The 23363-nt window shown below is 69.8% G+C and carries 21 protein-coding genes; 15 read left to right on the top strand and 6 right to left on the bottom strand.

Translation table 11 applies throughout. The features are described 5' to 3' along the window. The first annotated feature begins 17 nt into the window (after positions 1–17). From ACFWX1_RS09655 to ACFWX1_RS09635, 5 genes are all read left to right on the top strand, one after another. The gene (locus ACFWX1_RS09655) at positions 18–443 is read left to right on the top strand and encodes a hypothetical protein (RefSeq protein ID WP_378385663.1); all 426 of its coding nucleotides are present in this window, start codon (positions 18–20) and stop codon (positions 441–443) included. A gap of 117 nt (positions 444–560) precedes the next feature. After that, positions 561–1499, top strand: coding sequence for a hypothetical protein (locus tag ACFWX1_RS09650; RefSeq protein WP_378385661.1), 939 nt, complete (start codon positions 561–563; stop codon positions 1497–1499). 37 nt (positions 1500–1536) lie between these two features. Continuing rightward, positions 1537–2697, top strand: a complete 1161-nt coding sequence (locus ACFWX1_RS09645; protein WP_378385659.1) for a hypothetical protein — start codon at positions 1537–1539, stop codon at positions 2695–2697. A gap of 135 nt (positions 2698–2832) precedes the next feature. Continuing rightward, positions 2833–4398, top strand: a complete 1566-nt coding sequence (locus tag ACFWX1_RS09640) for a methionine--tRNA ligase (protein WP_378385657.1) — start codon at positions 2833–2835, stop codon at positions 4396–4398. A gap of 116 nt (positions 4399–4514) precedes the next feature. After that, the gene (locus ACFWX1_RS09635; protein WP_378385655.1) at positions 4515–4718 is read left to right on the top strand and encodes a hypothetical protein; all 204 of its coding nucleotides are present in this window, start codon (positions 4515–4517) and stop codon (positions 4716–4718) included. Positions 4719–4727: 9 nt separating this feature from the next. On the opposite strand, the gene ACFWX1_RS09630 is transcribed toward ACFWX1_RS09635, so the two are convergent. From ACFWX1_RS09630 to ACFWX1_RS09610, 5 genes are all read right to left on the bottom strand, one after another. Further along, entirely contained in the window at positions 4728–5915 is a 1188-nt protein-coding gene (locus ACFWX1_RS09630) for an NAD(P)/FAD-dependent oxidoreductase (protein ID WP_378385653.1), read from the bottom strand. Beyond that, positions 5912–6238 carry a bifunctional 3-phenylpropionate/cinnamic acid dioxygenase ferredoxin subunit gene (locus ACFWX1_RS09625; protein WP_378385651.1) on the bottom strand — a complete coding sequence of 109 codons (327 nt, stop codon included), beginning with the start codon at positions 6236–6238 and terminating at the stop codon, positions 5912–5914. The genes ACFWX1_RS09630 and ACFWX1_RS09625 overlap by 4 nt, the downstream gene beginning before the upstream one ends. Positions 6239–6363: 125 nt before the next feature. Next, on the bottom strand, positions 6364–8046 hold the full coding sequence (betA, locus tag ACFWX1_RS09620; protein ID WP_378385649.1) for a choline dehydrogenase: 1683 nt from the start codon (positions 8044–8046) through the stop codon (positions 6364–6366). A 19-nt stretch (positions 8047–8065) separates the two neighbouring features. Beyond that, on the bottom strand, positions 8066–9628 hold the full coding sequence (locus ACFWX1_RS09615; protein WP_378385647.1) for an amino acid permease: 1563 nt from the start codon (positions 9626–9628) through the stop codon (positions 8066–8068). A 39-nt stretch (positions 9629–9667) separates the two neighbouring features. Beyond that, the gene (locus ACFWX1_RS09610; protein ID WP_378385645.1) at positions 9668–11134 is read right to left on the bottom strand and encodes an aldehyde dehydrogenase family protein; all 1467 of its coding nucleotides are present in this window, start codon (positions 11132–11134) and stop codon (positions 9668–9670) included. Positions 11135–11337: 203 nt separating this feature from the next. On the opposite strand from ACFWX1_RS09610, the gene ACFWX1_RS09605 reads away from it, so the two are divergent. The 4 genes from ACFWX1_RS09605 to ACFWX1_RS09590 all read left to right on the top strand — a co-directional run bounded on the left by ACFWX1_RS09605 (position 11338) and on the right by ACFWX1_RS09590 (position 15516). Then, positions 11338–11913, top strand: a complete 576-nt coding sequence (locus ACFWX1_RS09605) for a TetR/AcrR family transcriptional regulator (protein WP_378385643.1) — start codon at positions 11338–11340, stop codon at positions 11911–11913. A 723-nt stretch (positions 11914–12636) separates the two neighbouring features. Further along, positions 12637–13722, top strand: a complete 1086-nt coding sequence (locus ACFWX1_RS09600) for an S-(hydroxymethyl)mycothiol dehydrogenase (RefSeq protein WP_378385641.1) — start codon at positions 12637–12639, stop codon at positions 13720–13722. Continuing rightward, positions 13722–14351 (top strand): MBL fold metallo-hydrolase, encoded by a 630-nt coding sequence (locus tag ACFWX1_RS09595; protein WP_378385639.1) that lies wholly within the window; start codon positions 13722–13724, stop codon positions 14349–14351. Before ACFWX1_RS09600 ends, ACFWX1_RS09595 begins: the two co-directional genes overlap by 1 nt. Positions 14352–14397: 46 nt before the next feature. Continuing rightward, a complete protein-coding gene (locus ACFWX1_RS09590) occupies positions 14398–15516 on the top strand; it encodes an aromatic ring-hydroxylating dioxygenase subunit alpha (protein ID WP_378385786.1) in 1119 nt (372 codons plus the stop codon). A gap of 2 nt (positions 15517–15518) precedes the next feature. Here ACFWX1_RS09590 and ACFWX1_RS09585 read toward each other — a convergent pair whose 3' ends face one another. Continuing rightward, positions 15519–16166: a GntR family transcriptional regulator gene (locus ACFWX1_RS09585; RefSeq protein ID WP_378385637.1), complete on the bottom strand. Its 648-nt coding sequence runs from the start codon at positions 16164–16166 to the stop codon at positions 15519–15521. A gap of 59 nt (positions 16167–16225) precedes the next feature. Between ACFWX1_RS09585 and glyA the strand changes: the two genes are divergently transcribed. The 6 genes from glyA to purU are packed head-to-tail and all read left to right on the top strand — an operon-like array spanning position 16226 to position 23353. Beyond that, entirely contained in the window at positions 16226–17536 is a 1311-nt protein-coding gene (gene glyA / locus ACFWX1_RS09580; protein WP_378385635.1) for a serine hydroxymethyltransferase, read from the top strand. After that, entirely contained in the window at positions 17533–18762 is a 1230-nt protein-coding gene (locus ACFWX1_RS09575; RefSeq protein ID WP_378385633.1) for a sarcosine oxidase subunit beta family protein, read from the top strand. The genes glyA and ACFWX1_RS09575 overlap by 4 nt, the downstream gene beginning before the upstream one ends. A 16-nt stretch (positions 18763–18778) precedes the next feature. Continuing rightward, positions 18779–19057, top strand: a complete 279-nt coding sequence (locus tag ACFWX1_RS09570; protein WP_378329788.1) for a sarcosine oxidase subunit delta — start codon at positions 18779–18781, stop codon at positions 19055–19057. Beyond that, the gene (locus ACFWX1_RS09565; RefSeq protein ID WP_378385631.1) at positions 19054–21903 is read left to right on the top strand and encodes an FAD-dependent oxidoreductase; all 2850 of its coding nucleotides are present in this window, start codon (positions 19054–19056) and stop codon (positions 21901–21903) included. Before ACFWX1_RS09570 ends, ACFWX1_RS09565 begins: the two co-directional genes overlap by 4 nt. Further along, complete coding sequence (locus ACFWX1_RS09560; protein ID WP_378385629.1) at positions 21893–22486, top strand: sarcosine oxidase subunit gamma; 594 nt, start codon at positions 21893–21895, stop codon at positions 22484–22486. The genes ACFWX1_RS09565 and ACFWX1_RS09560 overlap by 11 nt, the downstream gene beginning before the upstream one ends. A gap of 6 nt (positions 22487–22492) precedes the next feature. Further along, a complete protein-coding gene (purU, locus tag ACFWX1_RS09555) occupies positions 22493–23353 on the top strand; it encodes a formyltetrahydrofolate deformylase (protein WP_378385627.1) in 861 nt (286 codons plus the stop codon). The last annotated feature ends 10 nt before the right edge of the window (positions 23354–23363 follow it).

Below are 23363 nucleotides of genomic sequence, written 5' to 3'. Positions count from 1 at the left end.
TGCGAGGGAGAAAATCGATGCCGAGTTCGAGGAATACCGTGCTGGCGGCGATCTTCGCCGTCTGTGCCATGGTGGGTGGTGCGCTGCTGGCGCCCGGTGTCGCGGGTGCCGCACCGGCTGTCACCGGTCCCGATGCGGCGCGACCGGCCGCCGCGACGGCGAAATCGCCGCTCTGCGTCGCACCGGACCGTGGCTGGGTCCTGTTCTACCAGCACTCCGGATGCGGGGGCGCGTATCAGGGCTGGGCGAGATGCGGGAGACACGACTTCACCGGTGCGATGTTCCGCGGGGCCAGTTCGTACTGGGACAACCAGACCGGTGGTGCGTACGCGGACGTCTACGACGGCGGGGGTCTCGCCTTCACCACGCATCCGCAGACCGGTATCCGTGACGTCGCCTGGTGGGAGAACGACCGGAGCGAATGGGCCATCCTGCGCTGCTAGTACTTCCCGGCCGGGCCGCCTCCCGCGGCCCGGCCGGGCGGCGCGCCCCTTCGTCGCGGTCCACAAAGGACTCCATGGAAACGTCCCGCCCGAGTCGCCGATCATCAGGAGCGAGTCATGTCCAGTGCCATCGCCCTCCGCGTCGTCGCGTTGTCGTGCTCGCTGGTGCTGGCCGTCGGCGGCGGCCAGGCGTCCGCGGCGCGGCAGGCCACCGCGGGCGGTGCCGTCGATCCCGACCGGACGGTGTATCCGCTGGACGCGTTCGAACTCACCGAACCGGAACTCCAGGTCGCCGGTGGCGCGCGGTATCTGCTGACCCGTGAATGCGTCCACCGGTTCGGCGCCGGACTACCGGCGCGGCATCAGGGCCGCCTCGGCGCTTCGCGTGCCGACCGGTACGGCCTCGCCGACGAGGTCACCGCCCGGACCTGGGCGTACTCCCTCGATGCGCCGCCGAGGACGACACCGCCGTGGGAACTGGAGATCGACAGCAGGTCGTCCCTGTACCCGATCGTCAACGGCGTGGACGCCGACGGGCATCCCGCGCGGCTGACCGGCTTGCCGGACGGCGGATGCCGGGCCGCCGCGAACCGGGTGCTCGAACGGGACACCGGGGCCGTGGGCAAAAGCCCGGTTCCCGAACTCGACCGCCGGGCCTGGCAGGCGTCCCGGCAGGACCCGGCGGTGCGGGAGGCCGCCGACGGCTGGAAACGGTGCATGGCCGGGGCCGGGCTCGGCTACGCCGATCCGGTCGAAGCGCCGTACTTCCACTGGTTCGCGAAGAGAATGGCGGCCAACCCGCGTCCGTCCGAGGAACAGCGCAGGGACGGGATCCGGCCGACCGGCGAGGAACGCCGGGCCGCGCTCGAAGACGTCCGGTGCAAACGCGATTCGGGATTCCTCGTGGTGTGGGTGGCCGCGGACCAGGCCGCGCAGCGGAACCTGGTCGTCGCCGAGCGGGAGCGGCTGACCGCTTACCGTCATGCACTCGACCGTTTGGTGCACAACGCGACGCAGGTCCTGGCCGCCGGGGACGCCGCCGCGGCCGGTAATTGAATCGCCGTGCTCCGCGCGTTCTCCTAGCCTGTTCGGCGTGCGTGACGGTTCCTTCCCCTTGCTCTGGCTCCACGGCCCGTCCGGCGTCGGCAAGTCCACGGTGGCCTGGGAGATCTTCACCGAACTGAGCCGTTCCGGGGTGCGGACCGCGTATGCCGACATCGATCAGCTGGGTCTCTGCTATCCGGCGGACGGCGAGGATCCGGGCAACGACCGGCTCAAGGCGGCGAATCTCGCGGCGGTCTGGCCGGTCCTGCGGGACGCGGGCGCTCGCTGCCTGGTGGTGTCCGGAATTCTCGGCACCTCCGACGCTGTTCGCGCGTATGCCGATCGTATGCCGGGGATCGCGTTGACGTTGTGCCGCCTGCGTGCGGACGAGGCGGAGCTGCGAAACCGGATCGTCGCCCGGGGCTGGCAGACGCAGCTCGCGGACGCGGCCGTCCGGCATGCCGAGGCGCTCGACCGCGCCGGCGCCGGTGAGCTGTGTGTCGACACCGATGGACTGTCCGCAGTGGACGTCGCCCGGCTGGTGCGCGCGAAGACCGGATGGCCCGGACCCGCCGCCGAGATCACGAGCCCGGCGGCGGTCCGGGCCCACTCGTCTACAGTGGACGAAGCGGACGCGCCGATGTTGTGGCTCTGTGGTGCGCAAGGAGTGGGCAAGTCCGCCGTCGGCTGGGAGATCTTCGCCGATCTCTTGCGCTCAGGCGCCAAGACCGCGTACGTCGACTTGGGACAGCTCGGTTTCCACCGGCCCGTTCCGGACGACGACCCGGACAACCACGCTCTCAAGGCACGGAGTCTCGGTGCACTGTGGGCGAACTTCCGCGCCGCCGGTGCGCGAGGCTTGATCGTCACCGGCGGGGTCACCGACCCAGCCACCGTCGGCCGGTATGCCGCCGCGGTACCCGGCACGAAGCTGACGTTGTGCAGACTGCACGCCAGTCCCGCGGAGCTGACCGAGCGGATCCTGCGGCGCGGGCGCGGCGAGGGACCGCCGATCCCCGGTGACGAGCTGAAGGGCCTGCCCGCCGAAGCCCTGCACCGGCTCGCGGAGCGGGCCGCGCGCGAAGCCGACGAGCTGGACCGCACGGGGATAGGCGACTTCCGCGTGGACACCGACGACCTGCCCGCCGGGGACGTGGCGCGGCTGGTCCGCGCGAAAGCGGGGGAGTGGCCGGGACCGGTCATGCCGTAAACCGGTGGCCGGACGACGCCGAGTTCGCTAACCTGACGCCATGACGTCCGCCCGTACCGCCATGATGCCCCGCTCCCGGGGCCGGTAGAACGCGCGGACGATTCGTCCGAGGCCCTGTCCAAGGGGCCTCGCCGGATGTCGGAGCCCCGTGTCCACCCGGAGGTTCCGATTCCCCGCACCTACATCACCACCACCATCCCGTACGTCAACGCGCGGCCGCACCTCGGCTTCGCGCTGGAACTCGTCCAGGCCGACGTGCTCGCCCGGCATCGGCGCCGCGAGGGCGACCGGGTCCGGCTGCAGACCGGCACCGACGACAATTCGCTGAAGAACGTGCTGGCCGCCGAGGACGCGGGCGTGCCGGTACGGGAGTTCGTCGACCGCAACGCTGCGGCGTTCGTCGCGCTCCGCGAACCGCTTTCCCTTTCCACCGACGATGTTCTCCGCACGAGTCACGATCCTCGCCATCGCGTCGGGGTCGAACATTTCTGGCGTGCCTGCGCCGACGCCGGGGACTTCTACCGCCGGTACTACGAGGGCCTGTACTGCGTCGGCTGTGAGCAGTTCTACGCGGAGTCCGAATTGGACGGTGGACGCTGTCCGGAGCACGACGTCGCGCCCGAGCACGTGGCCGAGGAGAACTGGTTCTTCCGGCTTTCCCGCTATACCGGGCAACTGCGCGATCTCGTCACCAGCGGCCGGCTCCGGATCGAACCCGCGCAGCGGCGCAACGAGGTGCTCGGTTTCCTCGCCGGCGGGCTGGAGGACTTTTCGATCTCGCGCTCGGCGGAGCGGGCGCGCGGCTGGGGCATCCCGGTGCCCGGCGATCCCGGTCAGGTGATCTACGTGTGGTGGGACGCGCTCGGCAACTACCTCACCGCGCTCGGCTACGGCTCCGGTGGTACCGGGCACCAGCGGTGGTGGCTCGATTCCGACCGCCGGATTCACCTGGTGGGCAAGGGAGTTCTCCGGTTCCACGCGATCTACTGGCCTGCCATGCTGCTCTCGGCGGGCCAGCCGCTGCCGACCGACATCGTCGTGCACGACTACCTCACCCACGACGGCCGCAAGATCAGCAAGTCCGCCGGGAACACCGTCGATCCGGCCACCTTGGCGCGGGAGTGCGGTACCGACGCCGTCCGCTGGTGGCTGCTGCGGGAGGTGCCCCGTGTCGGCGACGCCGATTTCACCCACGCCAGGCTCGTGGCCAGGGCGAACGACGAACTCGCCAACGGACTGGGCAATCTCGTCCACCGCGTGGTCGCGATGGTCCACCGCTACCGGGCCGGGGCCGTTCCGCACGGGGGTCAGGAACCGGACGCGGAACGCCTGGACCACGCGTGCCGGGTGGCGCGGGCGGAGGCCGGAAAAGCCTTGGCGGAGTTCGATTTCCGGAACGCCACCGCGGCGGTCTGGGCGATCGTCGACGAGGCCAACCGCTTCGTCAACCAAGCCAAGCCGTGGGAACTGGCGAAGGCCGAACGCGAGGGCGCTGCCCCCGGCGCGCTCGACGCCGTGCTGGCCACGCTCGTGCGGGCGTGCCGGACGGTGGGCGAGGAACTGGCGCCGTTCCTGCCGGACGCGGCGGCACGGGTGACCGAGGCCTGCGCCGAACGGGACGGACGGCTGCCCGCGGCGTCGCCGCTGTTCCCGCGCCTCGCCGACGCCGACGATGGAACACTTGCGCAAGCGTTTGACTGATAGGGGTGACCTGGGGTTTACTGACGGGGCGGAACGTCGACCGGAGGAGGTGAGGGCCATGAGTCCGGAACACAGTCTCGGCTCACCCGCATCCCTCGAACCTCCGGGAGGTCATCATGACCATGACTACTCTCTTCCGCATCGCACAGCGCGGTAGCCGGGGCGACGGCTTTGCCCCCATTGCCCCCGCCGTCGCTCCGGCGCCGCGGCAGTCCATCGAGCGGCCCGCCGGGCGTCCGCCGCTGCGGATGACCTGGCGACCGGTGACCGACGAGCACGGCAAGCGTGTCCTGCGCGCGAGCTGGCACGCCGGACGGTGAGTTCAAGCGTCAGGCGACCGGTGCGGGCGGCCGGAGCGCCTGGCGCTTGAGCCGGTTGAACAGCTTCACGTTGTTCAGCGCGAACACCCCGACGGTGACGCCGTCCCGTTCGAAGGTCGCCACGAAGGAGGAATCCTCCGTGGTCCCTTCGACGAGGACGAGCTTGTCCCCTGGCGCGGGGTGCCCGGCGACCTGGATCCGGCCGCCGTACTGATCGGACCAGACGTACCCGCTCGCCGTGTAGCCCCGGATCGTCTGCCCGGCCAGCAGGTTGGCGATCGCGACACCGGCCTGCTCGGTCGCGTTCGTCCAGTGCTCGTGCCGCAGCCGCTGTCCGGCTTCGCCGCCGGCGTACTGCGCGACGTCGCCGATCGCGACCACGTTGGGCAGCTTGGTCACCAGCCCGTGGTCGGTGTGCACGCCGTTGCCGATGGTCAGCCCCGAGCCGATCAGCCAGTCGGCCGCGGGCGACATGCCGATGCCCATCACGACGACGTCCGCGGGCAGGTGCCCGCCGTCGGCGAGGTCGACCCCGGTGACCCGGCGGCCCCGCGGTCCATTGTCCACTGTGGTCAGTCCACTCACGACGGATCGGCAGCGCAGCCGGGTGCCGTGCTCGGCGTGCAGCCGGGCGCAGACCGCGCCCAGTTCGGGGCCGAACACCCGGGACAGGGGAGCGTCGAGGGCCTCCAGCACGGTGACGTCGAGGCCGAGGCCCCGGCAGGTGGAGGCGACCTCGGCGCCGATGAACCCGGCCCCGGCCACCACGACCCGAGGTGATCCGGCCAGCTCGGCACGCAGCCGCAACGCGTCGTCGAGGGTGCGCAGCACGTGCACCCCGGCGATGCCCTCGGCGCCGGGAAGCGTGCGGGCCCGGCCACCGGTCGCGATGACGACGCCGTCGGCGAAGATCTCCTCGCCGTCGGAAAGCGTCAGCCTGCCGTTGGCCGGGTCGAGCCGTTCCGCCCGGACACCGAGCCGGTAGGTGACGCCGAGCTCGTCGTCGGCGTCGAGCAGGTCGAGTGACTCCCGGTCACTCGTCCCTGCCAGGAACTCCTTGGACAGCGGCGGCCGGTCGTAGGGCCGGTGCGGCTCTTCGCCGACCATGACCACGTCGCCCTCGAAGCCCTGGCCACGCAGTTCCTGGAGCGCGCGGGCGCCGGCCAGCGACGCCCCCACGATCGCGACGCTCTTCACGCCGCGTCCTCCTGGCTTTCCGCCGCCTCGGTCCGGACGTAGATGACGCCCTCGTCGACCACGACGGAGTAGGTGCGCACCGGCTTCTTCGCGGGGAGGCACGAAGGCATGCCGGTGCGCAGATCGAAGAGGGCGGCGTGGAGGGGGCATTCCACGAAGCAGCCTTCGAGCCAGCCCTCGGAGAGGGAGGCGTCCTGGTGGCTGCACGTGTCGTCGATGGCGTACAGCTCACCGTCGGCGTTGAACACCGCGATGGGCACGGCCCCGGGGATCCTCACGGATTCCCCGGGGGGCAGTTCGTCCACCGTGCACGCGCGCATCATGTCGGACCTCCGGGATGTGCCGGGCTGAAGTTCGGGGGAGCGGTTGAGTTGCACTGTGCTGAGTTGCGGACTGCGGAACTCGAACCGGGATACGCAACAAGTTTGAATCCCGTGTCAGGATCTCGTCAAGAGCTACGGCCAGGTAGTTTCGACGAGTTTTCGTGGCGGTAGAAGGGCTGCTTGATCGGGGACAGGGGAGTGTTGCCGAGGATCAGATCCGCGGACTTCTCGGCGGTCATCATCACCGGGGCGTAGATGTTCCCGTTGGGGATGTAGGGCATGACGGAGGCGTCGGTGATCCGCAGCCCCTTGAGGCCGTGGACGCGCATGGTCTCCGGGTCGACGACCGACCGGTCGTCGACGCCCATCTTGGCGGTGCACGAGGGATGCAACGCCGTTTCGGCGTCGCGCGCGACCCAGTCGAGGATCTCCTCGTCCGTCTCGACGCCGGGCCCCGGCGAAATCTCGCCGCCGTTGTACGCGTCGAGGGCGGGCTGGTTGAGGATCTTCCGCGCCACCCGGACCGCCTCCACCCACTCGCGCCGGTCCTGCTCGGTCGACAGGTAGTTGAAGCGCAGTGCCGGGTGCTTGCGCGGATCGGTCGAGGTGATCTTGACCGTGCCGCGGGTGTCGGCGTACATCGGCCCGACATGCACCTGGTAGCCGTGTCCCGCGGTCGGCGCCGAGCCGTCGTAGCGGATCGCCACCGGCAGGAAGTGGAACATCAGGTTCGGGTAGGCGACCTCGTCGTTGCTCCGGACGAACCCGCCGCCCTCGAAGTGGTTGGTGGCGGCCGGGCCGGACCGCAGGAACAGCCACTGCGCGCCGATCTGCGGCCGCTTCCACTTCGCCAGCGACGGCATCATCGACACCGGCTGCTTGCAGGCGTACTGGATGTACACCTCGAGGTGATCCTGCAGGTTCTCGCCGACGCCGGGCAGGTCCGCGACGACGTCGACGCCCAGCTTCTCCAGCTCGGCGGCGTTGCCGACGCCGGAGAGCTGGAGCAGCTGCGGGGTGTTGATCGCGCCGCCGCACAGGATGATCTCCTTGCCGTACACCTCGGAGGGTGCGTGGCGCCCGTGTGCGTATTCGACGCCGATCGCGCGGTCGCCGTCGAACAGGATCTGCGAGACGAACGCTCGCGTGTGGACGGTGAGGTTGGGCCGGTGCATGACCGGCCGCAGGTACGCCCCGGCCGCCGAAAGCCGCCGCCCGCGCCGGACGTTGCGGTCGAACGGGGCGAATCCCTCCTGCCGGTAGCCGTTGACGTCGTCGGTGCGCGGGTACCCGGCCTGCTCGGCGGCGTCGAAGAACGCGCCGAACAGCGGGTTGGTGGCCGGGCCGCGTTCCAGCTCCAGCGGTCCGGAATGGCCGCGCCACGGCCCGTCCGGGGCGTCGGCAAGGCAGTTCTCCATCCGCTGGAAATACGGCAGGCAGTGCGCGTAGTCCCAAGTGGACATTCCGGGATCGGCGGCCCAGCGCTCGTAGTCCAGCGGGTTCCCGCGCTGGAAGATCATCCCGTTGATGCTGCTGGAACCACCCAGTACCTTCCCGCGGGCGTGGTAGATCCGGCGGCGGTTCATATGCGGCTCGGGCTCGCTGCGGTAGCCCCAGTCGTAGAACCGGCTGCCGATCGGGAAGGTCAGCGCCGCGGGCATGTGGATGAACACGTCCCACGGGTAGTCCGGGCGCCCGGCTTCGAGGACGAGGACCTTGTTCGCCGGGTCCGCGGACAGCCGGTTCGCCAGCGCGCTGCCCGCCGAACCGCCGCCGACGATGACGAAGTCGTACTGGGTGGAACTCATCGGGTGATTCCTCCTGGAGCTAGGGAGCGAGCGGTTCGGGAACGGCCTCGCCGGTGTGGGCGGCCGCCCAGCGCTTGCGGCGGACGTAGAGCAGGACGCCGCCGACCACGACGATCAGGCCGGTGACGAGCACCGCGCCCCACTGGAAGTACCAGTGGTCGTTGCCGTAGACCTCGGCACGCGGCCAGATCAGGTTGACCGTCATCGCGGCGCCGTAGAGCACGGCGATCGCGTTGACGAGCGTGCCCCAGCGGCCCAGCCTGAAGTACGGGCCGTGGCCGGGGCGGGGCCACTGACCGCGCAGGCGGCGCAGCAGCATCGGGCCGGTGACCATCAGGTACGGGATGTAGAACAGGATGATCGCGGTCGAGGTCAGCACGAAGAACGCGCGCTGGTTGCCGAGGTTGATCAGCAGGACGCCGATGGTGAGCGCGCCGGTGATCAGCGCGGGCACGATCGGGGTCTTCGACTTCGGCGACACCCGGGAAAGCGCTTTCGAGAACGGGAGCCGGTTGTCGCGCGCCATCGCGAACGTCATCCGGATCGCGGCGGTCTGCACCGCGAGGCAGCACACCGTGATGGCGATCGCCGAGCAGATGAGGAAGGCGTTGCCCAGTCCGTTGCCGAGCGTGCTCTTGAGCAGGTACGGCATTCCGGACGTCGAGAGCTCTTCGGCGTCGATGTTGCCGACGGCCATCATCCCGAAGAGCATCACCAGCCCGCCGACGACGAACGACGCCGTGATCGCGCGCAGGATCGCCCTCGGCGCGTGCTTGCGCGGCTGGGTCGTCTCCTCGGCCAGCGAGCCCGCGGTGTCGAAGCCGTAGAAGACGTACGCGCTCATCAGCGAGGCGACCAGGAACGCGCCGAGGTAACCGAGGGAATGGCCGCCGCCGGTGTCGTGGGTCTGGAACACCACCTGCGGTCCGCGCTTGATGTGCACGGCCAGCGCGATGATGAGCAGGATGACCGCGGTCAGCTCGACCGCCACCCCGAAGTTGTTGATCTTCGCCATGAGCTTGACGCCGATGACGTTGACGACGGTGGCGAACACGACCAGGCCGAGCGCCAGCAGGATCGCGTTCTTCGCGCCGCCGGGTGTGCTCGTCAGTCCGGCGTCCGACGGGCTCCCGACGATCTGGAACACCTGGGAGACCTGGGGGAGGATGATCTGGTAGGCCACGGCGACCGCGCCCGCGGTCACGATGGCGCCGATGATCATGATCCAGCCCGCCATCCACGACGTCGCGGGTTTCGCGATCTGCTTGGCCCACTGGTAGACCGACCCGGCGAGCGGGAACTGCCCGGCCAGTTCGGCGAAGCACAGCGCGACGGCCAGCTGGCCGAGGAACACGATCGGCCAGGTCCAGATGAAGGCGGGGCCGCCGGAGCCGAAGCCGAAGAAGAACAGCTGGAACACCCCGGTCATGATCGAGATGTAGCTGAACCCGGCGGCGAAACTGGAGAAGCCGCCCAGCGAGCGTTCCAGTTCCTGGCGGTAGCCGAACTTCGCGAGTTCGGAGCTGTCGGCGGCTGATGCGTTCTCGGACGGGGTATTCGGGGGCTTGGAGCGTGTCGTCATGGCCACGTCCTCGGTGGTGGGGGACTTCGGGAGCGGGCGTCAGCCCTTGAACCAGCGCTGCGGTGCCGGCGCGATGTTGTGGTAGACGTGCTTGGTTTCGCGGTACTCGTCGAGCCCGGACGGGCCGAGCTCCCGGCCGATGCCGGATTTGCCGAAGCCTCCCCACTCGGCCTGGGGCAGGTAGGGGTGGTAGTCGTTGATCCACACCGTGCCGTGCCGGAGCTCGCCCGCGACGCGTTGCGCGCGCGAGGCGTCCGACGTCCATACGGCCCCTGCCAGCCCGTAATCGGTGTCGTTCGCCAAGGCCACGGCTTCGGTCTCCGTGCGGAAGCGCTCCACGGTGACCACCGGGCCGAACACCTCCTCTCGCACGACCGCCATGTCGGCGGTGCAGTCACTGAAAACGGTGGGACGCAAGAAGAATCCGTCGCGCAGCGCGGGGTCCTCCGGCCGTGAGCCGCCCGCGCGCAGCACCGCGCCCGCCGCGAGCGCGTCCGCGATGTGCCGCTCGACCTTGGCCCGGTGCCCGGCCGAGACCAGCGGACCGGTCTCGGTCTCCGGATCGAGGCCGCTGCCGAGCCGGATGCGGTCGGCCCGCGCGGCGAGTTCGGCGACGAACCGGTCGTGGATCCCGTCCTGCACGATCAGCCGGGATCCGGCCGAGCAGACCTGTCCCGAATGGACGAACGCGGCGGCCAGCGCGTAGTCGAGCGCGGTGTCGAAATCGGCGTCGTCGAAGACCACGTTCGGGTTCTTGCCGCCGAGTTCCAGCGCCACGCGCCGGACGCCCTTCGCCGCCGCGGCCATGATCTTCTCGCCGGTGGCCAGGCCGCCGGTGAACGAGATCAGGTCGACGCCGGGGTGTTCGGTCATCGCCGCGCCGACCCGGCCCGGCCCGAGCAGGAGGTTGACCACGCCCGGCGGGATGCCGGCCTCTTCGAGCAGCGCGACGAGCTTGATCGTGGTCAGCGGGGTGACCTCGCTCGGTTTGAGCACCAGCGTGTTGCCCGCGGCCAGTGCCGGGGCGACCTTCCAGGACATCTGGAGCAGCGGGTAGTTCCACGGCGCGATCAGCGCGCACACGCCGACCGGCTCGTGCACGATCCGGCTGACGACGGTGGCGCTGCCCGCGTCGACCACCCGTCCGGCGTCCGCGTCGGCGAGCCCGGCGTAGTAGTGGAAGACGGCCGTGACGTCGTCGACGTCGATACGTCCTTCGGCGATCGTCTTGCCGGTGTCGAGGCTTTCGGTGCGGGCCAGTTCGTCGCGGTCGCGGACCAGGAGTTCGGCCACGCGACGCAGGATCCGGCCGCGCTCGGCGGCGCTGGTCCGCCGCCACGGGCCGTCGTCGAACGCTCTTCTCGCCGCCGTGACCGCCGTGTCGACGTCGTCGGGGCTCGCGACGGCGACGGTGCAGAGCACTTCGGCGTTGAAGGGATTGAGCACGTCGGAGCGGGTCCCGTCGGAGGATTCGGACCAGTTTCCGTCGAGGTGGAGGTCTTTCATGCGGCCTTCCCGTCGGTGAGCGCTGCGGCCGTGGGACTGAGTGGATGTGACAGGCAGCACATCGAGTGCGTACATTTGTACGCGAAGCATGTACGTATGTCCACATCGCGGGGCGGGGCAATTTCCGCACCGGGCGTCGTGCGACGATCACCGCCGGTGGCTCGACGGCCGCCGAAAACCGCGAGGGAGCTGGGGCCGGGACGATGGCGAAGATCGAGGAGAACGGGCGGAAGCGGCTGCGCGGGCCGAACGATCCCGATCGGCGGGCGAGGATCGCGCGGGCGGCCATCGCCGTCGTCGCCGAGCGGGGGATCGACGGGCTCACGCACCGGGCGGTGGCCAAGGTGGCCGACGTCCCGCTCGGGTCGACCACCTACCACTTCGCGACGCTGGACGATCTGCTGGAAGTCGCGCTCAACGAAGCCGCCGACAACAACGTGCGGCAGCTGCGGGAGTGGGAGAAGGGCCTCGACCCGGACGCCGATTTCGCCGTCGAGCTGGCCGCGCTGGTGATGAGCTATCTCGAAGACGCGTCCCGGCACACGATCGTCGAATACGACCTGTACGTCGCCGCCCTGCACCGGCCGAGGCTGCGCCCGGCGAGCGCGGCCTGGGACAACGCGCTGATCCAGTTCTTCGGCTCCCGCACCGATCCGCTCACCGGCCGCGTGCTCGCGGCGATGTTCTGCGGCCTGGTGATGCAGGTCGTCCTGGCCGACCCGTCGCCGACCCACGCCGAGATCGAAGCGCTCTTCCGCCGCGCCATCGAAGGCCCCTGACCGCCCGCGCCCCGGTGAGCCGAGGGACGCCCTGGGTGCGTTGGCCGCACCGAGGGACGCCCTTGGTGCATCCAACGCACCGAAGGCGTCCCTCGGTGCGCGGGCTCGGCGCATGATCCGGCGGCGCCCGTGTCCCGAACGACGCGTTGAGGACGTTCAGCGTCTCGAACGGAGCGTTCGAGACGTGTCAGCGCGGCGGCAGTGCGCCAAGGTGATGTCCCGAACGACGCGATGGGGACGTTCAGTGTCTCGAACGGAGCGTTCGCGGCGTGCCTGGCAGCGGGTGGTCCGTGAGGAGCCGTCCCGGACGACGCGTTGAGGACGCTCAACGTCCCGAACGGTCCGTTCGGGACGGCCGCCCGTCGCCCGCGCTCCGGTGAGCCGAGGGACGCCCTGGGTGCGTTGGCCGCACCGAGGGACGCCCTTGGTGCATCCAACGCACCGAAGGCGTCCCTCGGCGCATCCCCAGCCGCGGTACCGCAAACCGTTACCGCCGGGTAGTTCTGCTCCGATCGTGGCTCGCCGGAAAACGCGTCTTGACACCGGCCTGATGCCCAGTCATCGTTTGTTTCCGATAGGGCAACCCCGTGCGTAATACGCAACTCAATCCCGAACTCGATCATCCCCGCAGCTCCTGATCCCGCCGGCGCGGCCGTCCCGGGAGACGGCGTGCTGCCCGTTCCCGACCCGGTACGTCCGGACCCGTGGAGAGGAGAAGAGCCTGTGCCCCAACAGGTTCGTGGCGTGGTGGCGCTCAAGCAGGGCGCGCCAGTGGAAGTGGCCGGCATCGTGATTCCCGACCCCGGTCCCGGCGAGGCGGTGGTCCGGGTGCAGGCCTGCGGGGTCTGCCACACCGACCTGCATTACCGCGAAGGCGGCATCAACGACCAGTTCCCGTTCCTGCTCGGGCACGAGGCCGCCGGCGTCGTCGAGTCGGTCGGCGACGGGGTCACCGATCTGGCCGTCGGCGACTTCGTGGTGCTGAACTGGCGTGCCGTGTGCGGTGTGTGTCGGGCCTGCAAGCGCGGCCGTCCCTGGTACTGCTTCGACACGCACAACGCGAAGCAGCCGATGACGCTGACCGACGGCACCCCGTTGTCCCCGGCGCTCGGCATCGGCGCGTTCGCCGAGAAGACCCTGGTCGCCGCCGGGCAGTGCACGAAGGTCGACCCGAACGTGCCGCCCGAGGTCGCGGGCCTGCTCGGCTGCGGCGTGATGGCCGGGATCGGCGCCGCGATCAACACCGGCCAGGTCGGCCGCGGCGATTCGGTGGCCGTGATCGGCTGCGGGGGTGTCGGCGGGGCCGCGATCGCGGGGGCGCGGCTGGCCGGTGCCCGCGAGGTCATCGCGGTCGACATCGACGACGCGAAGCTCGCCAAGGCCGTCGAACTCGGTGCCACGCAAAGGATCAACGCGAAACAGGCCGATCCGGTGGAAGCCATTCGCGAGCTCACCGGCGGCCACGGCGCCGACGTCGTGATCGACGCGGTCGGCAGGCCGGAGACGTTCGAGCAGGCGTTCTACGCGCGCGACCTGGCGGGCACCGTCGTGCTGGTCGGGGTGCCGACCCCGGACATGCGCCTGGAACTGCCGCTGGTGGACGTCTTCTCGCGCGGCGGCGCGGTCAAATCGTCGTGGTACGGGGACTGCCTGCCCAGCCGGGACTTCCCGATGCTCGTCGACCTCTACCGCCAGGACCGCTTGCCGCTGGGCGCGTTCGTCAGCGAGACGATCGGGCTCGGCGACGTCGAGAAGGCGTTCGCGAAGATGCACCACGGCGAAGTCCTGCGCTCGGTGGTGATCCTCTGATGGTCGCGCGGACCGACCTCGTCCGCACTTCGGGCGAGTTCACGCTCGACGGCGGCACATTCGAGGTGGAGAACAACGTCTGGATTCTCGGCGACGACACCGAATGCCTGGTGATCGACCCGGCACACGACCCCGAGCCGGTGCTCGACGCGATCGGCACGCGCACGGTGTCGGCGATCGTCTGCACGCACGCGCACAACGACCACATCAACGCCGCCGTCCCCCTGTCCGACAAGGCCGGTGCCCCGATCCTGCTGCATCCGGCGGACCGGGAGCTGTGGGACGCCGTGTATCCGGACCGCGCACCGGACCGGTCGCTGTCCGACGGCGAGCGGCTCACCGTGGCCGGGCTCGACGTCCACGTGCTGCACACGCCGGGACACACCTGGGGCGGTGTCAGCCTGCACGTTCCCGAACACGGCTGGCTCTTCTCGGGCGACACGCTGTTCCAAGGCGGCCCCGGCGCCACCGGAAGGTCCTATTCGGACTTCGAGGTCATCATCGCCTCGATCACGAACCGGCTGCTCGTCCTCGACGGCGCCACCACTGTCCACACCGGACACGGGCCGACCACGACCATCGCCGCCGAGGCCCCGCACCTCGGCGAGTGGATTGCCCGCGGCCACTGACCGACTTCCCGCCACCGAGAGGAGCTTCGTGGTGACCAGCACCGACCTGCCCCGCACCGGGCTGCCCCCGAGTCTCATCGCGACCCTGCCCGGCCACTACTACACCGACCGCACCATCTTCGCGCTGGAGCAGGCGCGGATCTTCGAGACGTCGTGGTTCTGCGCCGTGCGCAGCGCCGACTTGCCGGCGCCGGGCACCTTCGAGACCGTCCAAATCGGACGGGAGAGCGTGCTGATCTCCCGGGGCCGCGACGGGAAGCTCAACGCCTTCCTCAACGTCTGCCGTCACCGTGGCGCCCGGTTGTGCACCGAGGAGAGCGGCTCGGTCAAGCGGTCCTTCCAATGCCCGTACCACGCCTGGACCTACGGGCTCGACGGCAAGCTGATCGCCGCGCCCAACCTCACCGGGATGCCGGACATCGACCGCACCGAGTACGGGCTGACCCGCCTGCACCTGCGCGAGTACCTGGGCTACGCCTGGGTGTGCCTCGCCGACGATCCGCCGTCCTTCGAGACCACCGTGATGGCCGACATCAACGGCCGTCTCGGCGGCCCGGACGAGATCGCCGCGTACAACATCGACGAGCTGGCACTGGGCCGCCGGATCGAGTACGACGTGAAGGCGAACTGGAAACAGATCATCGAGAACTTCATGGAGTGCTACCACTGCGCGACCATCCATCCGGAGCTCACCGAGGTGCTGCCCGAGTTCGCCGACGGATACGCCGCGCAGTACTACGTCGGCCACGGCGCCGAGTTCGGCGAGGAGGTCCAGGGCTTCACCGTGGACGGCAGCGCCGGCGTCGAGCGGTTGCCCGGGGTGGGGGAGCACCAGGACCGCCGGTACTACGCGATCACCGTCCGGCCGCAGGTGTTCGTCAACCTGGTGCCGGATCACGTGATCGTGCACCGGATGTTCCCGCTCGCCCCGGATCGCACGATCGTGCGCTGCGACTGGCTGTACCTGCCCGAGGTCGTGGAGTCCGGAAAGGACCTCACCCGCTCGGTCGAGCTGTTCCACCGGGTGAACCAGCAGGACTTCGACGCGTGCGAGCGCTGCCAGCTGGCGATGGACTCGCGTTCGTACGCCAAGGGCGGGGTGCTCGTGCCGAGTGAACACCACATCGGCGAGTTCCACGACTGGGTCAAGGCGCGGCTCGCGTAACGCTAGATGAGGGCGCGGATGGCGCGTTCGAAACCTTGGACGTGCTCCAGCGTCAGCTCGGCCGCCTTGTCCGCGTCGCCCTCGATGATCGCGGTCAGCAGCGGGACGTGTTCGTCGACGTGCCCCGCCATGCTCCGCAGGCGGGGCACGAAGACGCACCAGATCCGCGTGGCCAGGTTGTCGTAGCGCAGCAAGGTGTCTTCGAGGAAGGGATTGTGCACGCAGCGGTAGACCGCGCGATGCACGCTCAGATCGGCTTTGAGGAGGTCGGCGTTGTCTTCAGTCGGTTCCGTGGCGTCCAGCTCCGTGCGCAGGATACGCAGCGCCTCGCGTTCGGCGGCCGAGGCGCGTTCGGCTGCCGCGGCGGTGGCCATCGGCTCCAGCGTCCGGCGCACCTCGGAGATGTGCGCGAGATCGGAGATGTTGACCTCGGTGGCGAACGTGCCGCGGCGCGGGAAGGCCACGACCAGCCGCTCGGTTTCGAGCCGCTTCAACGCTTCCCGGATCGGGGTGCGGCCCATGTCGAGGGCATGGCCGAGCCCCTCCTCGTTGATCGGCTCTCCCGGTTTGATGTCGAGCATGACCAGGCGATCACGGATGTGGAGGTAGGCCTTCTCGGCGAGGGAGGGGCTGTTGACCTGTGTGTTCACGCGAGCTAGTCTACACGACGACTGATATACCAGTAGTCGACCAGCAGAACAGGATTCCCATGACTGCGACGATCGACAGCCGCCGCGCGGTGCTGAACCGCTCGCTGGCGGAGTACGACCCGGCCGTGGCCGAGGCGATCAACGAGGAACTCGCCCGGCAGCAGGGCACGCTGGAGATGATCGCCAGCGAGAACTTCGCGCCGGGCGCGGTGCTCGAGGCCCAGGGCTCGGTGCTGACCAACAAGTACGCGGAGGGCTATCCGGGCCGCCGCTACTACGGCGGGTGCGAGCACGTCGACGTCATCGAGCGGCTGGCGCTGGAGCGGATCAAGGCGTTGTTCGGCGCCGGTTTCGCCAATGTGCAGCCACATTCCGGCGCGCAGGCCAACGCCGCCGCGATGGCCGCGCTGCTCGAGCCGGGTGACACGATCCTCGGCCTGTCGCTGGCGCACGGCGGGCACCTCACCCACGGGATGCGGATCAACTTCTCCGGGCTGCTGTACGAGGTCGTCGGCTACGAAGTGTCCACTGAGGACTTCCGGATCGACATGGCCGAGGTCGCCCGGCTGGCGCGGGAGCACCGGCCGAAGCTGATCATCGCGGGCTGGTCGGCCTATCCCCGGCAGCTGGACTTCGCGCGGTTCCGCGAAATCGCCGACGAGGTGGGCGCGTACCTCATGGTCGACATGGCGCATTTCGCCGGGCTGGTCGCGGCCGGGCTGCATCCGTCGCCGGTGCCGCACGCCCACGTCACGACGACGACCACACACAAGACGCTCGGCGGCCCACGTGGTGGCGTGATCCTGACCAACGACGCGGCACTGGCCAAGAAGGTCAACTCGGCGGTGTTCCCCGGCCAGCAGGGTGGTCCGCTCGAACACGTCATCGCCGCGAAGGCCGTCGCGTTCAAGATGGCCGCCGAACCGGAGTTCGCGGAACGCCAGCAACGGACGTTGCGGGGCGCGAAGATCCTCGCCGAACGTCTGCTCGCCGAGGACGCCGCCGCGGCGGGCGTCTCGGTGCTGACCGGCGGCACCGACGTCCACCTGGTCCTCGCCGATCTCCGGAATTCCGATTTGGACGGTCAACAGGCGGAGGACCGGCTGCACTCGGTCGGGATCACCGTGAACCGCAACGCCGTCCCGTTCGATCCCCGGCCGCCGATGGTCACCTCCGGCATCCGGATCGGCACCCCGGCGCTGGCGACGCGCGGCTTCGGCGACGACGAGTTCCGCGAGGTCGCCGACATCATCGCCACCGCGCTGCTCCCGGCGTTCGACGACGCGGTCGCGGCCGCGCTGCGTGCCCGGGTCGCTGCGCTCGCGGACGCTTTCCCGTTGTACTCGCACCTGCAGGAGGCCGCGCGATGACCACCCCGCCCGGGGCACATCTGCCCGAGCACCCCGACTTCCTGTGGGACAACCCGGATCCCGCGCGTTCGTACGACGTCGTGATCGTCGGCGGCGGCGGGCACGGGCTCGCCACCGCGTACTACCTCGCCAAGGTGCACGGCATCACCAACGTCGCGGTGCTGGAGAAGGGCTGGCTCGCGGGCGGGAACATGGCCCGCAACACCACGATCATCCGCTCCAACTACCTGTGGGACGAGAGTTCCGGGATCTACGAGCACTCCCTGAAACTGTGGGAAGGACTCGAAGAGGATCTCGGCTATCCGATCCTGTTCGATCAGCGTGGCGTGCTGAACCTCGCGCACAGCCTCCAGGACGTCCGCGACAGCGTCCGGCGCGTCAACGCGAACAGGCTCAACGGGATCGACGCCGAATGGGTGGACGCCCAGGGCGTCAAGGAGATCTGCCCGATCGTCAACATCTCGCCCGACGTGCGGTACCCGGTCATGGGCGCGACCTTCCAGCCCCGCGCCGGGATCGCCAAACACGACTACGTGGCTTGGGGCTTCGCCCGCGCGGCGGCCGAGCTGGGGGTCGACCTCATCCAGAACTGCCAGGTCACCGGGATCGAGACCAGCCAGGGCCGGGTCACCGCCGTGGAGACGACGCGGGGCCGGATCGCGGCGGGCAAGGTCGCGCTGTGCGCGGCCGGGCACTCCGCGGTGCTCGCCGCGATGGTCGGCCTGAAACTCCCGGTGACCTCGCATCCGTTGCAGGCACTGGTGTCCGAGCTGCTCGAACCCGTGCATCCCACGGTCGTCATGTCGAACGCCGTGCACGTGTACGTTTCGCAGGCACACAAGGGCGAACTCGTGATGGGCGCCGGGATCGACAGTTACAACGGCTACGGTCAGCGGGGTTCGTTCCACATCATCGAACAGCAGATGTCCGCCGCGCTGGAGCTGTTCCCCGTTTTCGCCAGGGCACATCTGCTGCGCACGTGGGCGGGCATCGTCGACGTCACGCCCGACGCGTCGCCGATCGTCGGGCTCACCCCGGTCTCCGGGCTGTACCTCAACTGCGGCTGGGGGACCGGCGGGTTCAAGGCCACCCCCGGCGTCGGCGACTGTTTCGCGCACACCGTCGCGAAGGACAAGCCCCATCCGTACGCCGAGCCGTTCACCTTGGACAGGTTCACGACCGGTGCCCTCGTCGACGAACACGGCGCCGCCGCCGTCGCCCACTGAGCCACTGGAGTTCGCTGTGCAACTGATTCCCTGCCCCTGGTGCGGGCCCCGCGAGGAAGCCGAGTTCCACTACGGCGGCCAGGCCCACGTGGCGTATCCGGAGGACCCGTCGGCGTTGTCGGACGAGGAATGGGCGCGGTACGTCTTCTTCCGCGACAACCCCGCCGGGCCGTTCGCGGAACGCTGGAGCCATTCCGCCGGCTGCCGCCGCTGGTTCAACGCCGTCCGCGACACCTCCTCCCACGAACTCCTGGCGGTCTACCGCCTCGACGAAGCCCGGCCGGTGATCTCATGACCGCTCCCTTCCGGCTGCCCTCGGGCGGCCGCATCGACCGCGACACCCCCGTCGAGTTCCTCTTCGACGGTCAGGTGCTCACCGGCTACCGGGGTGACACGCTGGCGTCCGCGTTGCTGGCCCACGGCATCCACCGGATCGCGACCAGCGTCAAGTACGGCAGGCCACGCGGCATCATGGCCGCCGGGGTCGAGGACGCGAACGCGCTGGTGCAGATCGAAAAGCCGTTCCCGGAGCCGATGCTGACGGCCACCACGGTCGAACTGCACGACGGTCTCGTCGCCAGGGGGCTGCCCGGCCAGGGCAAGCTCGCCGAGGAGCCCGATCCCGCGCGGTACGACCACAAGCACGTCCACTGCGACGTCCTGGTGATCGGCGCCGGGCCCGCCGGGCTCACCGCCGCGCTGGCGGCCGCACGCGGCGGGGCCCGCGTGGTGCTGGTCGACGACCAGCCCGAGGCGGGCGGATCGCTGCTCGGTTCGAACGAGTTCCTGGACCTCGAGCCCGCGCAGGAGTGGATCCGCGGTGTCGTCCAGGAGCTGTGGTCGCTCCCGGATGTCCTGGTGCTGGAGCGCACGACGGCGTTCGGCGCCTACGACGACGGGTTCTTCCTCGCGCTCCAGCGGCGGACCGACCACCTGGGAACGATCTCGGAAACCGTTGCCCGACAACGCGTTTGGCGTATTCGCACCAAACAGGCCGTGCTCGCCACCGGCGCGCACGAACGCCCCGTGGTGTTCGAGGGCAACGACCGGCCGGGCATCCTGCTCGCCGCGTCCGCCCGTACGTACCTGCACCGCTACGGCGTCGTGCCCGGCCGCCGGGCCTTGCTGTTCACGACCAACGACAGCGCCTACGCCGCCGCGATCGACCTTGCCGACGCCGGTGTCGAGATCGCGGCCGTCGTCGACGCGCGACCCGAGGCGCCGGCCGGGTGGGCCGCCGAGTGCGCCGAGCGGAGTATCGACGTCCATTGTGGACATTTCGTCGCCGGGACCTCGGGCACGGACCGGGTGTCCGCGGTCGAGATCGCCGCACCCGGTGGTGCTTCTTCGACGCTTTCGTGTGACACGCTATTGGTCTCGGGCGGCTGGAACCCGGCCGTGCACCTGTTCAGCCAGGCGCGCGGAAAGCTGGAGTACGCGCCCGCGCTGGGAGCGTATGTTCCGGCCGAGTCGCTGCCCGCGCTGCGTGTCGCCGGGTCCGCCGCAGGGGTGCTCGACCTGGCCGGATGTGTGCGGCAGGGACGCGAGGCGGGAGACGCCGCCCTCACCGCGGCCGGGTTCGGCGTGGCCGCGGACTTCCCGCTGCCGGTGTCCGACGCGCGCCCCGAACAGGTCGCGACCGCGATCCTGTGGAAGGTTCCCGACGGACGGTCCCTTGTGGACGATGACACGCGGTTCGTCGACCTCCAGCGGGACGCGACCGTCACCGACGTCCTCCGCGCGACCGGTGCCGGGCTGCGCTCGCTGGAGCACATCAAGCGGTACACGACCATCGGCACCGCCCACGACCAGGGCAAGACGTCCGGCATGATCGCGGCAGGCATCGTCGCCGACGAACTCGGCACGGACCTCGCCCACGGCAGGCCGACGACGTTCCGCCCGCCCTACACGTCGGTGCCGTTCGCCGCGCTCGCCGGGCGTGATCGCGGGGAGCTGCACGATCCGGTGCGGGTCACGGCGATCCACCCGTGGCATGTCGCGCACGGCGCGAAGTTCGAGGACGTCGGGCAATGGAAACGGCCGTGGTACTACCCGCGTGCCGGGGAAGGCATGCACGAGGCCGTCCTGCGGGAATGCCGCGCGGCTCGTGAAGGCGTGGCCATGATGGACGGTTCCACGCTCGGCAAGATCGACCTCCAGGGCCCGGACGTCGGCACGTTCCTCGACCTGCTCTACACGAACATGATGAGCACCTTGAAGGTCGGCCGGATCCGATACGGCGTGATGTGCGGCGTCGACGGCATGGTGATCGACGACGGCACCGTCATCCGCGTCGCCGAGGATCGCTGGCTGGTCACCACCACGACCGGCAACGCGGCCATGATCCTCGACTGGATGGAGGAATGGCTCCAGACGGAATGGCCGCACCTCACCGTTTTCGCGACCTCGGTGACCGAGCATTGGGTCACCGTGCCGCTGGTCGGGCCGCGATCCCGTGACGTGCTGGCCGCCGTGGCGCCGGATCTCGACGTCAGCAACGACGCCTTCGGGTTCATGACCTGGCATGACGCCGAGGTAGCCGGGATTCCGGCCCGCGTGTGCCGGATCAGCTTCTCCGGTGAGCTGGCGTACGAGATCAACGTCAAGTCGTGGTACGGCGTCGCGCTGTGGGAGGCGCTGATGTCGGCGGGGGAGCCGTACGGGATCACGCCGTACGGCACCGAGACGATGCACGTCCTGCGTGCGGAGAAGGGCTACCCGATCATCGGGCAGGACACCGACGCGACGCTGACCCCGCAGGATCTCGGCATGTCCTGGGCGGTGTCGAAGAAGAAGGCCGACTTCATCGGGAAGCGGTCGTTCGCCCGCGCCGAGAACCAGCGTCCCGACCGGAAACAGCTCGTCGGCCTGCTGCCTGCCGATCCGTCCGTGCTGCTGCCGGAAGGCGGGCAGGTGATCGAATCCGACCACCTGCCGGAGCCGCCGGTGCGCATGCTCGGCCACGTGACGTCGAGCTACCGCAGCGCCGCGCTGGGACGGACCTTCGCGCTGGCCGTGGTGCGGTCCGGACGCGAGCGGATCGGTTCGACGCTGTACGTGCCGGTGGGTGACGGGGTGGTCCCGGTGACGGTCACCGATTCCGTGCTGTACGACAAGGAAGGGGCCCGTCGTGACGGTTGAGACCCTGCGGCGTTCGCCGCTCGCCGAGCAGGCCACGCGGTTCGCTTCGCTCTCGCCCGCGTTGCGGGTCGCGGAGGAGCCGTTCCTGACACAGCTGACCGTGCGCGTTCGCGATGACGCCGCGATCGCGCGGCTGGGCGCGGCGCTGGGCGTCGCACTGCCCGTCACGCCATGCACGTTCACCCGCGGGCCGGGAGCGGTGGAGATCTGCTGGCTGGGGCCGGACGAATATCTCGTGCTCGGTACGCGTCCGGAGCTGGAAGACGTGGTGCGCTCGGCGCTGGGCGACGCACCGGGCGCGGTGGCCGACGTGTCGGGACAGCGGACGCTGGTCACGCTGTCCGGGCCGCGGGTCCGGGACGTGCTCGCGCACGGCTGCTCGGTGGATCTGCATCCGAACGTCGCGGTGACCGGGACCTGCGTGCAGACGCTGCTCGCGCGGACCGGCATCGTCCTGCTGGTGCGTGACGCCGCGCGCGACGAGTTCGCCGTGCTGGTCCGCTCGTCGTTCGCGGCCTACTTCGGTGCGTGGCTGATCGACGCCGCGATCGAATACGTCCCCTTCTCCGGCGATCAGGAGTGAATTCCCGTGGCACAATCCTTCACCCTGACCCTCAAGTGCCCCGAGCGATCCGGCATCGTGCACGCGGTGACGGCGTTCCTCGTCGGCCGGGGCTGCGACATCGTCGAGCATCAGCAGTTCGATGACGACGTGCGGGGCTTCTTGTTCCTCCGCACCTCCTTCACCTGCCCCGGCGACGGAACCGACGAGACCACAGTGGACGGTCTCGCTCAGGATTTCGGCCCGGTGGCACGGGAATTCGCGATGGAGTTCGAGTTCTCCGACGGACGCCCGGACCGGATCCTGGTGATGGTCTCGAAGTTCGGGCACTGCCTCAACGACCTGTTGTTCCGCTGGCGGGCGGGCAGCCTCGGCGCGGACATCGCGCTGGTGGTGTCCAACCACGAGGACCTGCGGCCGATGGCGGAGGCCGCCGGGCTCCCCTTCGTACACGTGCCGGTCACGCCGGAAACCAAACCCGAGGCGGAGCGGCGGCTGCTCGAACTGGTCGACGAGTACCAGGTCGACCTCGTCGTGCTCGCGCGGTACATGCAGGTGCTGTCCAACGACCTGTGCCTCAAGCTCCAGGGCCGGGCGATCAACATCCACCATTCGTTCCTGCCCGGCTTCAAGGGCGCCAAGCCCTATCACCAGGCGTACGACCGCGGCGTCAAATACGTCGGCGCGACCGCCCACTACGTCACGCCCGACCTCGACGAGGGCCCGATCATCGAGCAGGAGGTCCAGCGCGTCGACCACAGCTACGGTCCTCGCGCGCTGGTGACCGTGGGCCGCGACGCGGAGGCGCTGGCGTTGTCCCGCGCGGTCCGCTGGCACTGCGAACGCCGAGTCCTGCTCAACGGCAACAGCACCGTCGTCTTCCGCTGACCCATCCCCG

Origin of the sequence: Amycolatopsis sp. NPDC059021, assembly GCF_042739895.1 — a bacterium.
Lineage (GTDB): Bacteria > Actinomycetota > Actinomycetes > Mycobacteriales > Pseudonocardiaceae > Amycolatopsis.
This window is presented reverse-complemented; position numbering and strand designations above follow the sequence as displayed.

What these genes read in the sequence shown, in the direction of transcription:
- ACFWX1_RS09655 (WP_378385663.1), top strand. Translation starts at nt 18, where the DNA reads ATGCCGAGTTCGAGGAATACCGTGCTGGCGGCGATCTTCGCCGTCTGT.
- ACFWX1_RS09610 (WP_378385645.1), bottom strand. Translation starts at nt 11,134, where the DNA reads ATGAAAGACCTCCACCTCGACGGAAACTGGTCCGAATCCTCCGACGGG.
- ACFWX1_RS09565 (WP_378385631.1), top strand. Translation starts at nt 19,054, where the DNA reads ATGACCGCTCCCTTCCGGCTGCCCTCGGGCGGCCGCATCGACCGCGAC.
- betA (WP_378385649.1), bottom strand. Translation starts at nt 8,046, where the DNA reads ATGAGTTCCACCCAGTACGACTTCGTCATCGTCGGCGGCGGTTCGGCG.
- ACFWX1_RS09605 (WP_378385643.1), top strand. Translation starts at nt 11,338, where the DNA reads ATGGCGAAGATCGAGGAGAACGGGCGGAAGCGGCTGCGCGGGCCGAAC.
- ACFWX1_RS09640 (WP_378385657.1), top strand. Translation starts at nt 2,833, where the DNA reads ATGTCGGAGCCCCGTGTCCACCCGGAGGTTCCGATTCCCCGCACCTAC.
- ACFWX1_RS09615 (WP_378385647.1), bottom strand. Translation starts at nt 9,628, where the DNA reads ATGACGACACGCTCCAAGCCCCCGAATACCCCGTCCGAGAACGCATCA.
- ACFWX1_RS09635 (WP_378385655.1), top strand. Translation starts at nt 4,515, where the DNA reads ATGACCATGACTACTCTCTTCCGCATCGCACAGCGCGGTAGCCGGGGC.
- ACFWX1_RS09595 (WP_378385639.1), top strand. Translation starts at nt 13,722, where the DNA reads ATGGTCGCGCGGACCGACCTCGTCCGCACTTCGGGCGAGTTCACGCTC.
- ACFWX1_RS09650 (WP_378385661.1), top strand. Translation starts at nt 561, where the DNA reads ATGTCCAGTGCCATCGCCCTCCGCGTCGTCGCGTTGTCGTGCTCGCTG.
- ACFWX1_RS09575 (WP_378385633.1), top strand. Translation starts at nt 17,533, where the DNA reads ATGACCACCCCGCCCGGGGCACATCTGCCCGAGCACCCCGACTTCCTG.
- ACFWX1_RS09625 (WP_378385651.1), bottom strand. Translation starts at nt 6,238, where the DNA reads ATGATGCGCGCGTGCACGGTGGACGAACTGCCCCCCGGGGAATCCGTG.
- glyA (WP_378385635.1), top strand. Translation starts at nt 16,226, where the DNA reads ATGACTGCGACGATCGACAGCCGCCGCGCGGTGCTGAACCGCTCGCTG.